This is a genomic window from Azoarcus olearius (assembly GCF_001682385.1).
Lineage (GTDB): Bacteria > Pseudomonadota > Gammaproteobacteria > Burkholderiales > Rhodocyclaceae > Azoarcus > Azoarcus olearius.
Map to the genome: position 1 here is coordinate 1,211,431 of NZ_CP016210.1, position 13,826 is coordinate 1,225,256.

13 protein-coding genes are annotated in these 13,826 nt (G+C 67.5%); 6 read left to right on the plus strand and 7 right to left on the minus strand.

Features of this window, described 5'->3' with window-relative positions:
• Positions 1-9 precede the first annotated feature (9 nt).
• Genes folC through dqs_RS05720 form a run of 5 tightly spaced genes read left to right on the plus strand, consistent with a single transcriptional unit; the run spans position 10 to position 5,181 of the window.
• Positions 10-1,308: a bifunctional tetrahydrofolate synthase/dihydrofolate synthase gene (folC, locus tag dqs_RS05700; RefSeq protein ID WP_065339913.1), complete on the plus strand. Its 1,299-nt coding sequence runs from the start codon at positions 10-12 to the stop codon at positions 1,306-1,308.
• Between the two features lie 11 nt (positions 1,309-1,319).
• A complete protein-coding gene (locus tag dqs_RS05705; protein ID WP_011764785.1) occupies positions 1,320-1,961 on the plus strand; it encodes an SPOR domain-containing protein in 642 nt (213 codons plus the stop codon).
• A gap of 10 nt (positions 1,962-1,971) precedes the next feature.
• The gene (locus dqs_RS05710; protein ID WP_065339914.1) at positions 1,972-2,463 is read left to right on the plus strand and encodes a CvpA family protein; all 492 of its coding nucleotides are present in this window, start codon (positions 1,972-1,974) and stop codon (positions 2,461-2,463) included.
• Positions 2,464-2,474: 11 nt separating this feature from the next.
• A complete protein-coding gene (gene purF / locus dqs_RS05715) occupies positions 2,475-4,004 on the plus strand; it encodes an amidophosphoribosyltransferase (protein WP_011764787.1) in 1,530 nt (509 codons plus the stop codon).
• Between the two features lie 7 nt (positions 4,005-4,011).
• Complete coding sequence (locus dqs_RS05720; RefSeq protein ID WP_065339915.1) at positions 4,012-5,181, plus strand: O-succinylhomoserine sulfhydrylase; 1,170 nt, start codon at positions 4,012-4,014, stop codon at positions 5,179-5,181.
• A gap of 88 nt (positions 5,182-5,269) precedes the next feature.
• Here dqs_RS05720 and dqs_RS05725 read toward each other — a convergent pair whose 3' ends face one another.
• The 5 genes from dqs_RS05725 to dqs_RS05745 are packed head-to-tail and all read right to left on the minus strand — an operon-like array spanning position 5,270 to position 9,646.
• On the minus strand, positions 5,270-6,070 hold the full coding sequence (locus tag dqs_RS05725; protein ID WP_011764789.1) for a UDP-2,3-diacylglucosamine diphosphatase: 801 nt from the start codon (positions 6,068-6,070) through the stop codon (positions 5,270-5,272).
• Entirely contained in the window at positions 6,063-6,557 is a 495-nt protein-coding gene (locus tag dqs_RS05730; protein ID WP_011764790.1) for a peptidylprolyl isomerase, read from the minus strand. Before dqs_RS05730 ends, dqs_RS05725 begins: the two co-directional genes overlap by 8 nt.
• A gap of 16 nt (positions 6,558-6,573) precedes the next feature.
• A complete protein-coding gene (locus tag dqs_RS05735; protein WP_011764791.1) occupies positions 6,574-7,155 on the minus strand; it encodes a peptidylprolyl isomerase in 582 nt (193 codons plus the stop codon).
• Positions 7,156-7,199: 44 nt separating this feature from the next.
• Positions 7,200-8,396 (minus strand): L,D-transpeptidase family protein, encoded by a 1,197-nt coding sequence (locus tag dqs_RS05740; protein ID WP_011764792.1) that lies wholly within the window; start codon positions 8,394-8,396, stop codon positions 7,200-7,202.
• 2 nt (positions 8,397-8,398) lie between these two features.
• Positions 8,399-9,646, minus strand: a complete 1,248-nt coding sequence (locus dqs_RS05745) for a nuclear transport factor 2 family protein (protein WP_065339916.1) — start codon at positions 9,644-9,646, stop codon at positions 8,399-8,401.
• Between the two features lie 170 nt (positions 9,647-9,816).
• Here dqs_RS05745 and cysS point away from each other — a divergent pair, with 170 nt between their 5' ends.
• A complete protein-coding gene (gene cysS, locus dqs_RS05750; RefSeq protein ID WP_011764794.1) occupies positions 9,817-11,199 on the plus strand; it encodes a cysteine--tRNA ligase in 1,383 nt (460 codons plus the stop codon).
• Positions 11,200-11,263: 64 nt separating this feature from the next.
• Here cysS and dqs_RS05755 read toward each other — a convergent pair whose 3' ends face one another.
• Both dqs_RS05755 and dnaJ read right to left on the minus strand, forming a co-directional pair.
• A complete protein-coding gene (locus tag dqs_RS05755) occupies positions 11,264-12,418 on the minus strand; it encodes an ABC transporter substrate-binding protein (protein ID WP_011764795.1) in 1,155 nt (384 codons plus the stop codon).
• A 189-nt stretch (positions 12,419-12,607) separates the two neighbouring features.
• Positions 12,608-13,735 (minus strand): molecular chaperone DnaJ, encoded by a 1,128-nt coding sequence (dnaJ, locus tag dqs_RS05760; RefSeq protein WP_065339917.1) that lies wholly within the window; start codon positions 13,733-13,735, stop codon positions 12,608-12,610.
• Positions 13,736-13,826 lie beyond the last annotated feature (91 nt).

The window sequence follows — 13,826 nt, forward strand, 5'->3', positions numbered from 1 at the left end:
CTGAGCGACATGTCTTTGCCGCACACCCTGGACGGCTGGCTGGAACTGCTCGAGCGCCGTCACGCCCAGGCCATCCAGCTGGGGCTGGAGCGCGTGCGCACGGTGCGCGATGCGCTGGGCCCCGGTCCGGAGACCGTGGTGATCACGGTCGGTGGTACCAATGGCAAGGGCTCGACCTGCGCGATGCTCGAGGCGATCCTGCGCGCCGAGGGTTACCGTGTCGGCTGCTACACCTCGCCCCATCTGCTGCGCTACAACGAGCGCGTGCGGGTCGATGGCCAGGACGTGGACGACGCGCGCCTGGTCGCGGGCTTCGAAGCGGTGGAGCGCGCCCGTGGCGACGTTCCGCTGACGTATTTCGAGCACGGCACGCTGGCGGCGTGGGAGGTGTTCCGCGCGGCCGCGCCGGACGTCGTGATCCTCGAGGTGGGATTGGGCGGCCGTCTGGACGCGGTGAACGTGTTCGAGCCCGACTGTGCGATCGTCACCAGTGTGGCGATGGACCACATGGATTATCTCGGGGACACGCGCGAGGCCATCGGCTACGAGAAGGCGGGCATCTTCCGCAGCGGCCGTCCCGCGGTCTGCGGTGATCCCCAACCGCCCGCTTCGCTGCGCGAGCACGCCGAGGCGATTGGCGCGCAACTGTGGATCAGCGGGCGCGATTTCGGCTTCGGCGGTGACCAGCAGCAGTGGGGCTACTGGCGTTATCCGGCCCCCGCCACCCGCGGTGCGCTGGTCAAGCGGGGCGGCCTGGCCTATCCCGCGCTGCGCGGCGCCAACCAGTTGCTCAACGCGGCCGCGGTGTTTACCGCGCTGGATACGCTGCGCGACCGCATTCCGGTGTCGATGCAGGCGATCCGCCAGGGCTTGATGCTGGTCGAGGTGCCCGGACGCTTCCAGGTGTTGCCGGGCAAGCCCGCGGTGGTGCTGGACGTGGCCCACAATCCGCAGGCCGCCGGCGTGCTCGCCGAGAACCTCGGCGGCATGGGGTTCTACCCCGAAACCTGGGCGGTACTCGGCATGCTGGCGGACAAGGACGTGGAAGGTGTGGTCGAACGGATGCGGCATCGGGTCGACCACTGGTTGCTCGCCAGCCTGCCGGGCGCGCGCGGCCTTGACGCCGAAACGCTCGCCGCGCGCTTGCATGCCGCGGGAGTGGCGGGGGATGTACGCTGCTTTTCCGATCCGCAAGTCGCATTTTCCGCAGCGCGGAAAAGCGCTGCCGAGGGTGATAGAATCGTCGCCTTTGGTTCCTTCCTGACCGTGGCGAGTGTATTGGCAGCGATCCGCGCCGAGCGACACTGAGGGGTTTCCGGGTGAGCGACGCAGACAACCTTGAAATCAAGAAGCGTGCGCGCCGGCGCCTGGTGGGTGCGGCGGCGCTGGCGCTTACGGCCGCCATCGTGCTGCCGATGATGATGGAGCAGGAACCCGCCCCGTCCAGCCCGGACATCCAGGTCACCATTCCCGACCGAGACAGCCCATCCGCGTCCGGTCGTCCCGATTCAGAGGCGCGTACGCCCGACGCGGCGCTTCCGCCGGCCCCGGTGGAAGAGCCGCCGCAGCCCGGCGTTGCCGAAGCGCCGTCCCGTCCCGCTCCCGGCGCAGCAGAGGCGCCGCGTGCCGCCAGCCCCGCCTCGCCCAGAAATGCCGGCGACGAGGAAGCCCGGGTGCGCGCCTTGCTCGACGGCAAACCGCCTGCCTCCGCCGCCGCACCGGCAACGCCCGCGCCCGCCGCCAAGGAAGGCTACGTCCTTCAGATCGGCGCGTTCGGCGATCCGGCCAAGGCGGGATCGATCAGTAGCGAACTCAAGCAGGCAGGGTTTTCTGCCTACACTGAAAAGGCCGGCGCGATGACGCGTGTCCGGGTCGGCCCCTTTGCCAGCCGTGACGAAGCAGAGAAGGTTGCCGCGCGGCTCAAGGCGCAGGGGCGCAACGTGGTGCTGACGCCGCGTTGACCGGATACGCATGACGGTTTTCGACTACGCCTTCCTGGCGATCCTCGCCGTTTCGGCGTTGGTCGGCTTGTGGCGCGGCCTCGTCAGCGAAATCCTGGCGCTGGTGACTTGGGGGATCGCCCTGCTAGCCGCATGGCGCTATGCCACGGTGGCGGCGGAACTGTTCCAGGGCCTGCTGGACGAACCGCTGTGGCGGCAGGCTGCAGGTTTCGTACTGATCTTCGTCGCGATCCTGCTGATCGCGGCACTCGTCCGCTTTCTGTTGCGCGAACTGTTGCGCGCAGCGGGATTGCGGGCCACGGACCGGTTCTTCGGCGCCCTCTTCGGGTTGGCGCGCGGGGTGCTGATCGCGTTGGCAGTGGTGTTGCTGGGCGGGCTGGTGGGGATTGCGCGTGAGCCGTGGTGGGCTAACGCGACGTTCTCGCCACCGCTCGAAACGGCGGTGATAGCCGCCAAACCGTGGCTGCCGGAAGCGGTGGCCGCACGAATCCGATTCAGATAGGCAGGGCTTCCATGTGCGGAATTCTTGGGGTGGTTGCGACCTCCCCGGTCAATCAGTTGCTTTACGACGGGCTCCAGGTGCTGCAGCACCGCGGACAGGATGCCGCAGGCATCGCCACGGCGGAGGGCGGTCGTTTTCACATGCACAAGGGGTCCGGTCTGGTGCGCGACGTGTTCCGCACCCGCAACATGCGCAACCTCGAAGGCAACTGGGGTATTGCGCACGTGCGCTACCCCACCGCAGGGTCGGCCTATAACGCGGCGGAGGCCCAGCCGTTCTACGTGAATTCGCCGTTCGGGCTGCTGCTCGCGCACAACGGCAACCTGACGAATTCCGAAGAACTCAAGCGCGAGATGTTCCTCGCCGACTTGCGCCACATCAACACCAATTCCGACTCCGAAGTGCTGCTGAACGTGCTCGCGCACGAGCTGCAGGCCGCCTGTAACGGCCTCAAGCTCGATGAGGACGCCGTGTTCCGCGCCGTGGCCGGAGTGCACCGCCGCTGTCGCGGCGCCTATGCGGCGGTGGTGATGATCGCCGGCTACGGCCTGCTCGCCTTCCGCGACCCCTACGGCATCCGCCCGCTGGTGATCGGTCGCAACGATGTCGCCGAGGGCACCGAGTGGCTGGTGGCGTCGGAATCGGTGGCACTCGACGTGCTCGGCTTCACGCTGCTGCGCGACGTGGCGCCGGGCGAGGCGGTGCTGATCGACACCCAAGGCAATTTCCGCAGCCGCCAGTGCGCGGAAAAGACCGTCGAAGCGCCGTGCATGTTCGAGTTCGTCTATCTCGCCCGCCCCGACTCCATCATCGACGGCATTTCGGTGTACGAATCGCGCGTCAAGATGGGCGAGTTTCTCGCCGAGAAGATGAAGCGGACGATGCCGCACGCACAGATCGACGTGGTGATTCCGATCCCCGATTCCAGCCGCCCGTCGGCCATGGAGATGGCGCATCGACTGGGCCTGCCGTACCGCGAAGGCTTCGTGAAGAACCGCTACATCGGCCGCACCTTCATCATGCCGGGCCAGGCCAAGCGCCGTAAGTCGGTGCGCCAGAAGCTGAACACGATCCACCAGGAGTTCAAGGGCAAGAGCGTGCTGCTGGTGGACGACTCCATCGTGCGCGGCACGACCAGCCGGGAAATCATCAACATGGCGCGCGAAGCCGGCGCCACCAAGGTCTACATGGCCTCCGCTGCGCCGCCGGTGCGCCACGCCAACGTCTATGGCATCGACATGCCGACGCGCAGCGAACTGATTGCCTCCGACCGCAGCGAAGACGAAATCTGCCGCGAGATCGGAGCCGACGGTCTGATCTACCAGGACCTCGACGACCTCAAGGCCTCGGTGCGCGCGCTCAATCCCGCGATCACCTTCTTCGAGACCTCCTGTTTCGACGGCTGCTACATCACCGGCGACATCACGCCCGAGTACCTCAACGGCGTCGAGAACCAGCGCGGCGAGGAGAAACCCGCCGGGCGTGACGATGGCGAGGAAGGGCAACTCGATCTCAATCTCATCACCCATCCGGACCACTGACGCGGTGATGGACGAATTCGACTTCGATACGCTGGCGGTGCGGGCAGGCATAGAGCGTAGCCAGTTCAACGAGCACAGCGAGGCGCTGTACCTGACCTCGAGCTTCGTGTTCAAGAGCGCGGCGCAGGCGGCGGCCCGTTTTTCCGGCGAAGAAGAGGGCAATGTCTACGCCCGCTTCTCCAACCCCACCGTCACCGCGATGCAGACCCGGCTGGCAGCGCTGGAAGGGGCGGAAGCCTGCGTGGCGACCGCGTCCGGCATGTCGGCGATCCTGTCGCTGGTGATGGCGACCTTGCAGGCGGGCGATCACATCGTCGCCTCCAACGGCCTGTTCGGGGCAACCCAGCAACTGCTGGGCGGCATCATGAGCAAGTTCGGAATCGAGACCACGTTCGTGCCGGCGACCGACATCGCCGCATACCGCGCTGCGGTCCGTCCGCGCACGCGGTTGTTCTTCATCGAAACGCCGTCCAACCCGCTCACCGAGGTGGTCGACATCGCGGCAGTGGCTGCGGTGGCGCACGAAGCGGGTGCGCTGCTGGCGGTGGACAACTGCTTCTGTACCCCCGCGCTGCAGCGGCCGCTCGCGCTCGGCGCGGATGTCGTCGTGCATTCGGCGACCAAGTATCTCGACGGCCAGGGCCGGGTGCTGGGCGGCGCGGTGGCGGGTGCCCGTGCGGTGACCGACGAGGTGTTCAAGTTCCTGCGTACCGCGGGGCCGACGCTGTCGCCGTTCAACGCCTGGGTGATCCTGAAGGGCCTGGAGACGCTGCGCGTGCGCATGGAGGCGCAGTCGGCCACTGCGCTCGAACTCGCGCGCTGGCTGGAGCAACAGCCTGGCGTCGCCCGTGTTTACTACCCGGGCCTGCCTTCGCATCCTCAGCACGAACTGGCTATGCGCCAGCAGAAAACCGGCGGCGCCATCCTCGCCTTCGACGTGGAGGGCGGACGCGACGCCGCCTGGCGTGTGGTGGATGCGACGCGCATGATCTCCATCACCGCCAATCTGGGCGACACCAAGACCACCATCACCCATCCTGCTACCACCACCCACGGCCGCGTGTCTGCCGAAGCGCGCAAGGCGGCGGGAATTGGCGATGGTCTGTTGCGGGTGGCGGTGGGGCTGGAGTCGATCGAGGACCTCAAGGCCGACCTCGCACGGGGTCTGGTGACCTAGGTACGCGGAGATTCGTCGCCCCGCACACAGCGCCGGCCGGTCCGGCGCTTTTTTTGTTCGGGGCGCGCCGCTGGTCAGGCGGCGGGAGTCACAGGCTGGTGAAACGGGTGCCGTCGTAGGCGAGCCAGCGCGCGCGGCCGTGCCAGTCCGCCAGCACGTGGCGTCCGCACTGCCGGCCATCGACGAGGTGGGTGTGCTGGCCCGGTCGATGGGTGTGGCCATGGATCAGTTCGGGGTAGCCGTACTCGCGCAGCAGCGCGGCGACGGCGTCGGGATTGACGTCCATGATCGTCATCGCCTTGTCCTGCTTCGCGCGTTCGCTCTGCTGACGCAGGCTGGCGATGAAGGCCTTGCGGGCTGCGAGTGGCTGCGAGAGGAAGCCGGCCTGCCAGGCGGGGTCGCGTACCTGCCGCCGATAGGCCTGGTAGGCGGTGTCGTCGGTGCACAGGGCGTCGCCGTGGCTGAGCAGGACGCGGGGCGCTGTTTCGTGCTGCCCGAGCCGCACGAGCGCCGGATCCGCCAGCAACTGCATGCCCGTGGCTGCGGCCAGTCCGTGTCCTGCGAGCAGGTCGCGGTTGCCGACCATGAAATATACGGCGGTGCCGCTCGCGGCCAGGGCCCGCAATGCGGACGCGATGCGCTGGTTGAAAGGCGCTTCGAGGTCGTCATCGCCCGCCCAGTATTCGAACAGGTCGCCAAGGATGAAGAGGCTGCCCGCGTCGCGCGCGGGCCCGGCGAGAAAGTCCACGAAGGCGGCAACCGTGTCCGGCTGATCCTCGCTCAGGTGGAGGTCCGAAATGAAGAAAGCCGGAAGCGCGACGGACGCGGCTTCCGGCTCGTCGCCGGCACGGCCGCCGGTGGCGGCCGCTTGCGTACGGGGATCAGACAACTTCGGCCCGCTCGATGATCACGTCTTCCTTCGGCACATCCTGATGGAAGCCGCTCGAGCCCGTCTTGACCTTGCGGATCGCATCGACCACGTCCAGTCCGGCGGTAACGCGGCCGAACACGCAGTAGCCCCAGCCCTGCAGGTCCTGCGAACGGAAGTTGAGGAAGTCGTTGTCGGCGACATTGATGAAGAACTGCGCAGAGGCGGAGTGGGGCGCCTGGGTGCGCGCCATGGCGATGGTGCCGCGTTCGTTCTTGAGGCCGTTGTCGGCTTCGTTCTTGATCGGCTCGCGGGTCGGCTTCTGCTTCATGCCGGGCTCGAAGCCGCCGCCCTGGATCATGAAACCGTCGATGACGCGGTGGAAGACGGTGTTGTCGTAGTGGCCGTCCTTCACGTAGGTCAGGAAGTTCTCGACGGTCACCGGCGCCTTCTCGGCGTCGAGTTCGAGGGTGATGACGCCGTAGTTGGTGTGCAGGTTCACTGCCATGGTGTGCTCCTTGTGCTTATCGGGCTGCGGGGCCGGCCGGCTGCGCTTCGATCACGCGCGCCGACTGGATGACGACCGGCTCGGCCGGGACATTCTGGTGGAAGCCGACATTGCGCGTCGGCACGCGGGCGATGGTGTCGACGACGTCGAGGCCGCGCACCACCTTGCCGAACACCGCGTAACCCCAGCCGTCACGGGAAGGGTAGTCGAGGAAGCTGTTGGGGGCCACGTTGATGAAGAACTGCGCGGTGGCGGAGTGCGGGTCGCCGGTGCGGGCCATCGCCAGCGTGCCGGGTTCGTTGCGCAGGCCGTTTTTCGCTTCGTTCTCGATCGGGGCGCGGGTGGATTTTTCCTTCATCGCCGCGTCCATGCCACCGCCCTGGATCATGAAGCCGTTGATGACGCGGTGGAAGATCGTGCCGTCGTAGTGCTTGTCCTTCACGTACTGCAGGAAGTTGGCGACCGTCTTCGGTGCCTTCTCAGGGTACAACTCGACGACGAGTTCGCCCTGGTTGGTGGTGAACAGCACCTGCGGGTTGGCGGCGGCGGCGAGCCCGAGCCAGGTGGACAGGGCAAGGAAGGCGATGAGGCGTTTCATGGAATCTCCGCGGAGGGGAAAAAGGGTGGGGCGGGGGAGGCGGCTCAGGCGGCGCCTTCGTAGACGATCTTCCACTCGCCGCCTTCGCGCACCCAGTACTGACGCTTGCGGTGCACGTCGTTGAGACCGTTGCTGCGGTAGGTCTGTTCGAAGGTGACGACGACGAGTTCTTCCTTGCCGGGGTTGCGGAACATGCTGACCTTGTCCACGCCGACCTTGATCCACTCGCGGCCCTGCGCCGCGCGCCGCTTCTGCCTGGCCCAGCCGTCGCGGTCGTAACGGTCGCTGCGGAACTCCCGCGAGTAGTTGGACAGCAGCCGATCGACGTCCAGGCTCTCCCAGTCGCGCCGCCAGCGCTCGATGGCGTCGTTGAGGCTGCGCCGGCTGCTCTGCCAGTCGTCCAGGCTCAGCCACTCGACCTCGTTGCTGATGATCACCGGGGTGGAGCCCGGTTCGACATAGCTGGAAAGGCTGGTGAAATCCTGGTTGGTCAGCACCACGCAGCCTTCGGAGGCCTTGGGCGGGCGCGAATAGGTGTCGCTGGGGGTGCCGTGCAGCCAGATGCCGTGGCCGGTACGGCCGAGGCGCTTGTCCCAGTCGTTGGGGTAGTTGAGCGGAAAGGCGCCGCTGCCGTAGAAGTCGGGCAGGCGCTTGGGCTCGATGAACGAGGTGACGTGGTACACGCCGAGCGGCGTGCGGTTGTCGCCTTCGCGCATCTTCTCGGCGCCGGCCTTGCCGTGGCTGGCGTAGTAGTCCGCGACGAAGCGCGGCTTGCCGTTGTCGTTGCGATAGACGTAAAGGCGGGCGCGACGGGTGTCGACGACCACGGCGTAGCGCTGATCCGGCCCCATCTGCATCAGGTAGCGTGGTACCACCTCGGTGGGCGGGCGTTCGCGATAGGCCCGCAGCCGCAGGATGGCCTCTTCGCGCAGTCCCTCGACCTCGCTGCCGGCGGCTTCGATGTTGCCGAAGGTCTTCAGCGGGCGCGCGCGCGCCAGCAACAGGTCGCCTTTGACGAGGTGAGCGAGGCGGAAATTGGGATATACCGCAAGCAAGGCCTCGGTGCGGTCGAGCGCGGCATCGAGGCGGTTGGCCTCGATCTCCCGGAAAACGTCCTGCAGCGCGGCGTCCGGCCCGCTGTCGCTGATCTTGCGCTCGAGCCCTGCCGACGTGGCCGCGCCCCCCGGAACAAGCAGGCCGAGCGCGAGCAGCGCGGCGCACAGGCGGTGAAGCGGGCTCATCCTCAGCCTCCCACCGTTTCGCGACGGATCTTCCACTGATCGCCGCGGCGGACCAGTTCCAGCGTCTTGTTGGTCGAACCATTGAACCCGCTGGAGCGGTAATGCTGCTGGAAGCGGACGGTGGCGCGGTCGCCATTGACGCTGATGCGCGGGTTGTCCACCTCGACCGTGATCGCGCCTGCCTTGCCTACCCGCTGCTGGCGTTCGCGCTCCCATACGGCGCGGGCGCGGCCGTCGGGCACCTCGAAGTCCTTGTCGTAGGCCGCAAGATAGGACTTTACGTCCTTGCGCGACCAGGCCTGAGCCCAGCCCTGCACGCTGCGCAGCACCGCGTCCTGCGCGGCCTTTTCGGGCGCTGCGGCCGGCTTGCGTTCCGCCACGGCCGTGTCGGCGCCGGGCTGGGACGCGGTGCCGGCGGGCGCTTCGGCCGCCGGCGGCACTGGCACGGAGGCTGCGCGGGGCGCGGCCGCCGGTTGCGGCGGCGCGCCGGCGGTTGTCTGCGGGATTGCGGGCGAGTTTGGCGTGGCGGCGACAGCCGGCGCCGCGCTGCCCGGGGCGGACGGCGCCACCGGTTTTGCGGGTGCGGCGGCCGGCGGTGGCGCGACCGCGGTTGTCGGCGGTGCTGCGGCAATCGTCGGCGAGCCCGAGGCCGCCGCGAGCGCCGGTCCCTTGGGTGCGGCCGGCGGCACCGCGGCGGCGGTGCTGGCGCGCGGGCCGGCAGCGGTTCTGGCTGCGTCGCTCTTGAGTTCGGTGATCAGCGCGAGCCGCGTAGGCGTCTCGGTGCTGCGGGGGCTGTCGGCCTGCAGGGCCTTTTCGTAGGCCTGGCTTGCGAGGCGCGCATACAAGTCGCCGAGGTTCTGGTGCGCAACGGCGTAGCTGGGGTGGGTGCGCAGCGCCGATTCCAGCGTGGCGCGCGCCTTGTCGTACTGCTTCTGCTGCGCATACAGGACCGCGAGGTTGTTGTACGGCTCGGGCTGCGACGGGAAGTCCTGCGTGAGCTTGAGGAAGACCGAGATCGCCTCGTCTTGCCGCCCCAGTTCGGCGAGCGCGACGCCTCGGGCGAAACTCGCTTCGGCATCGCGGGGTTGTGCTTCCACCAACCGGGTGGCAAGCACCAAGGCTTCTGCGGCCTTGCCCTGCTGGAGCAAGGCGTGTACGTCCCGCGGGCCTTCAGCCGCACAGACGGGGGAGGCGCCGAGGAACTGCAGCAGCGCCAGCGCGCCCAGGGCGGCGGAGAGGCGAATCTTCATGTGCTATACTGCTAAGGTTTTTCAGGGGGATAGAAGCGCGGACCAGCGCCCGATTCTACCAACTGCCCTCTACTCCTACAATCCGACGTCGTACGGCCGCCGAGTTAGGCGTCGGCAAGGCGGGGCCACCAGGCACCCGCTTTTTTTGTGCGATTTTTTTGGTAAAGCGCATGCTCTCGATCCACAACACCCTGTCCCGCAGCAAGGAAGTCTTCCGTCCGATCGAACCCGGCAAGGTCCGCATGTATGTGTGCGGAATGACGGTGTACGACTACTGCCACCTTGGCCACGCGCGGGTGATGGTGGTGTTCGACATGGTGGCACGCTGGCTGCGCGCGAGTGGTTTCGATGTCACCTATGTGCGCAACATCACCGATATCGACGACAAGATCATCCGCCGTGCGCAGGAGAATGGCGAGTCGATCCGCGCGCTGACCGACCGTTTCATCGCGGCGATGCACGAAGACGCGGATGCGCTGGGCGTGCTGCGCCCGGATCATGAACCGCGCGCGACCGACTATGTGGCCAGCATGCAGAGCCTGATCGAGCGCCTGCACGCCAAGGGTCTTGCCTACGTCGCCGCCAACCACGACGTGTGCTACGCGGTGCGCAAGTTCGAGGGCTACGGCAAGCTGTCGGGCAAGTCGCTGGACGAGTTGCGCGCCGGCGAGCGCGTCGAGGTGGCCGGCGAGAAAAAGGACCCGCTCGACTTCGTGCTGTGGAAGCACGCCAAGGCGGAAGAGCCGGACGAGGCCAAGTGGGCGTCCCCGTGGGGCAGCGGCCGTCCCGGCTGGCACATCGAGTGCTCGGCGATGAGTTCGGACCTGCTCGGCGAGCATTTCGACATCCACGGCGGCGGCCAGGACCTGCAGTTCCCGCACCACGAGAACGAGATCGCGCAGTCGGAAGGCGCGCACGGCCACGCCTTCGTCAATTACTGGATGCACAACGGCTTCGTCCGCGTGGACGACGAGAAGATGTCGAAGTCGCTCGGCAACTTCTTCACCATCCGCGACGTGCTCGAAACCTACGATGCGGAAGTGGTCCGTTTCTTCATCCTGCGCGCCCACTACCGCAGTCCGCTCAATTACTCCGATGCTCACCTGGACGACGCCCGCCAAGCGTTGACGCGCTTGTATACCGCGCTGCGCTCGGTCGAGGCCGCCCCCGCGGCGGTGGACTGGACCGAAAGCCATGCCCTGCGCTTCAGGGCGGCGATGGACGACGATTTCAATACCGCGGAGGCGTTGGCGGTGTTGTTCGAACTGGCGAACGAGGTCAACCGCGGCCGCGACCCGCTGCTGGCCGCGCAGCTGAAGGCGCTCGGCGCGGTGCTCGGGCTGCTGGAGCGCGACCCGGTCGCTTTCCTGCAGGGCAGCACGCCCGCTGCGAGCGGGCTGGGGCCGGAAGACATCGAGGCCCGGATAGCGGCGCGCGCGGCGGCCAAGAAGGCCAAGGATTTCGCCGAGGCCGACCGGATTCGCGCCGAACTGCTGGCCGCGGGCATCGTTCTTGAGGACGGCGCGGGAGGCACCACCTGGCGCCGCGCCTGAAAACGACAACGGCCCCGCTGGACGGGGCCGTTGTCATGGTGCGTGGTGTAGTCGCGGTGCGCCGTCAGCGGGTGAAGTTGCCGCGGCTGATCACCGTTAGGTCCACATAATCCATGCCCACATGGCGGCGCGGCGAGAACGCCATGCGCATGCCGCCGGCGTCCCAGTCGCCCATGTTCTCCAGTGCGCTGATCAGCTTTTCGCGGGTGAGATCGCGTCCGGCGCGGCGCACGGCTTCGCCGAAACTGCGCGCCGCGAGATAGCCCTCCAGCGACGCGTACGAGTAGGCGATGCCCGCTTTCTCGGCCGCCTGGCGGTAATCGCGCACGAAGGGATAGTCGACCCGGAAAGGCGAGGGCATCACCTGCGCGATCACCAGGCCGTGGGCCTTCTCGCCAAGTTCGCGGATGAGCTGGGTGCTGCTGATCACCGACAGCCCGTAGAGCATCGGCTGGCTGCCTGACTGCTGCAGTGCGCGCAGCAGGGCGGCGGAACTGTTGCCGGCGGTGATCATGATGACCGCGGCCGGGTTTGCCGCGGCGACCTTCTTCACCGTGTCCGCCGCGTCCGCACCGCTGGAAGCGATCGGCGCGACCACTGCCGGCGTCAGATTGCGCTTGGCGAGCGATGCGACCGCTGCGTCGAGGCCGGCCTGGCCGAAGGGGTCGGCGTGGTGGACAACCCCGATCGACTTCACCCCCAGCTTCGTGAGGTGGTCCACCGCCTTCTCGACCTCCTGCCGGTACGACGCGCGGACGTGGAATACGTAGGGGTTGAGCGGCTCGCGCAGCGCTTCCGCGCCGGTGTAGGGGGCGAAGAACGGGACTTTGGCGGCCGCGGCCAGCGGCACGACCTTGAGGCTGGGGCCGGTGCCGAAGCAGGCGAAGAGCGCGAAAACCTGATGCTGCTCGATCAGCCGCTGCGCGTTCTCGGCCGCCTTGTTGGGATCGTAGGCATCGTCGAGCGTGAGCAGCCGGATCCGCCGTCCGTTGATGCCGCCGCGCTCGTTGGTCTGGTTGAAATACAGGTTCGCGCCGGCCAGGTATTCCTTGTTGAGTTCGGCGAGCGGGCCGCTGAGGGCGCCCGTGTGACCCAGCGTGATGGCGTCGGCGTCTACGCCCTGCTGGGCGAAGGCGGCAGGCGCACCGCATGTCGCCGCAACGGCGAGCAGGGACGCGAGTCCGCGGCGAAAGAGCGCGGGCAGACGCAGGGATGTCATCGTTTTCTCCTCTCCGGTTTAGCGTGTGGCGAGGAGCGGCGATCGTTGTTGTTGCTGCCAGCCGCACTGGCGGTGCCGCCGGCAGCGGCTGCGCTCCTCAGCGGCGGAGTATAGCGAAGTCGCCGACCGCGCCGCCGCCCGATAGCCGGATGGCATCGGCGCGGCGACGGGCGTGAGGATCGGGTGGTTTCAGGTGGCGAAGAAGTCGCGCACCTTGTCCATCCAGGACTTGGCCTTCGGGTTGTGCCGTTCGGCGTCGCCCTTCGAGACTTCCTCGAACTCGCGCAGCAACTCCTTCTGGCGCTCGGTGAGGTTCACCGGGGTTTCCACCACCACGTGGCACATCAGGTCGCCGTGCGTGTGCGAACGCACGTTCTTGATGCCCTTGCCGCGCAGGCGGAAGACCTTGCCGCTCTGGGTCTCGGCCGGAATCTTGATCCGTGCCATGCCTTCCAGTGTCGGGATCTCGATCTCGCCGCCCAGCGCCGCGGTGGCGAAGCTGATCGGCATCTCGCAGTGGAGATCGTCGTGGTCGCGTTCGAACACCGGGTGCTGGCGGATGTGGATTTCGACGTAGAGGTCGCCCGGAGGGCCACCGTTCACGCCGGGCTCGCCATGGCCGGAGTGGCGCAGGCGCATGCCTTCGTCGATGCCGGCGGGAATCTTCACTTCCAGCGTCTTCTGCTTCTTCACCCGGCCCGCGCCGCCGCAGTCGCCGCAGGGGTCGGGGATGATGCGCCCGGTGCCGTGACACTTGGGGCAGGTCTGCTGGATGGAGAAGAAACCCTGCTGGATGCGCACCTGGCCGGCGCCGCCGCAGGTGGGGCAGGTCTTCGGCTGGGTGCCGGGCTTGGCGCCGCTGCCGTGGCAGGTGCCGCACTCTTCCACGGTGGGAATGCGGATCGTCTTCTCCGCGCCGCGCGCGGCTTCTTCCAGCGAGATTTCCAGGTTGTAGCGCAGGTCGGCGCCGCGATAGACGTTGGAGCGCCCGCCGCCACCGCCGCGGCCGCCGAACAGGTCGCCGAAGATGTCGCCGAAGGCGTCGGCAAAGCCCTCGAAGCCCTGCCCGCCGCCGCCACCGCCCATCGACGGATCAACCCCGGCGTGACCGTAGCGGTCGTAGGCGGCCTTCTTCTGGGCGTCGGAAAGAACCTCGTAGGCTTCCTTCGCTTCCTTGAACTTTTCCTCGGCTTCCTTGCTGTCCGGATTGCGGTCCGGGTGGTACTTCATGGCCAGCTTGCGATAGGCCTTCTTGATCTCGTCGTCCCCGGCGTCGCGGTTGACGCCGAGCACCTCGTAGTAATCCCTTTTGGACATGGTGTGTCGCTCTGGCTGAATTCATGCGAAGGCCGAGCCGCCGCCAGATGCCTCCGGCGTGGGCTCGGCCCTACGGTCGACCGACTGGCGA

Coding starts and splice junctions, on each gene's coding strand:
- dqs_RS05745 (WP_065339916.1), bottom strand. CDS start 9,646: ATGAAGATTCGCCTCTCCGCCGCCCTGGGCGCGCTGGCGCTGCTGCAG.
- dnaJ (WP_065339917.1), bottom strand. CDS start 13,735: ATGTCCAAAAGGGATTACTACGAGGTGCTCGGCGTCAACCGCGACGCC.
- dqs_RS05710 (WP_065339914.1), top strand. CDS start 1,972: ATGACGGTTTTCGACTACGCCTTCCTGGCGATCCTCGCCGTTTCGGCG.
- dqs_RS05740 (WP_011764792.1), bottom strand. CDS start 8,396: ATGAGCCCGCTTCACCGCCTGTGCGCCGCGCTGCTCGCGCTCGGCCTG.
- dqs_RS05720 (WP_065339915.1), top strand. CDS start 4,012: ATGGACGAATTCGACTTCGATACGCTGGCGGTGCGGGCAGGCATAGAG.
- purF (WP_011764787.1), top strand. CDS start 2,475: ATGTGCGGAATTCTTGGGGTGGTTGCGACCTCCCCGGTCAATCAGTTG.
- dqs_RS05735 (WP_011764791.1), bottom strand. CDS start 7,155: ATGAAACGCCTCATCGCCTTCCTTGCCCTGTCCACCTGGCTCGGGCTC.
- cysS (WP_011764794.1), top strand. CDS start 9,817: ATGCTCTCGATCCACAACACCCTGTCCCGCAGCAAGGAAGTCTTCCGT.
- folC (WP_065339913.1), top strand. CDS start 10: ATGTCTTTGCCGCACACCCTGGACGGCTGGCTGGAACTGCTCGAGCGC.
- dqs_RS05755 (WP_011764795.1), bottom strand. CDS start 12,418: ATGACATCCCTGCGTCTGCCCGCGCTCTTTCGCCGCGGACTCGCGTCC.
- dqs_RS05730 (WP_011764790.1), bottom strand. CDS start 6,557: ATGGCAGTGAACCTGCACACCAACTACGGCGTCATCACCCTCGAACTC.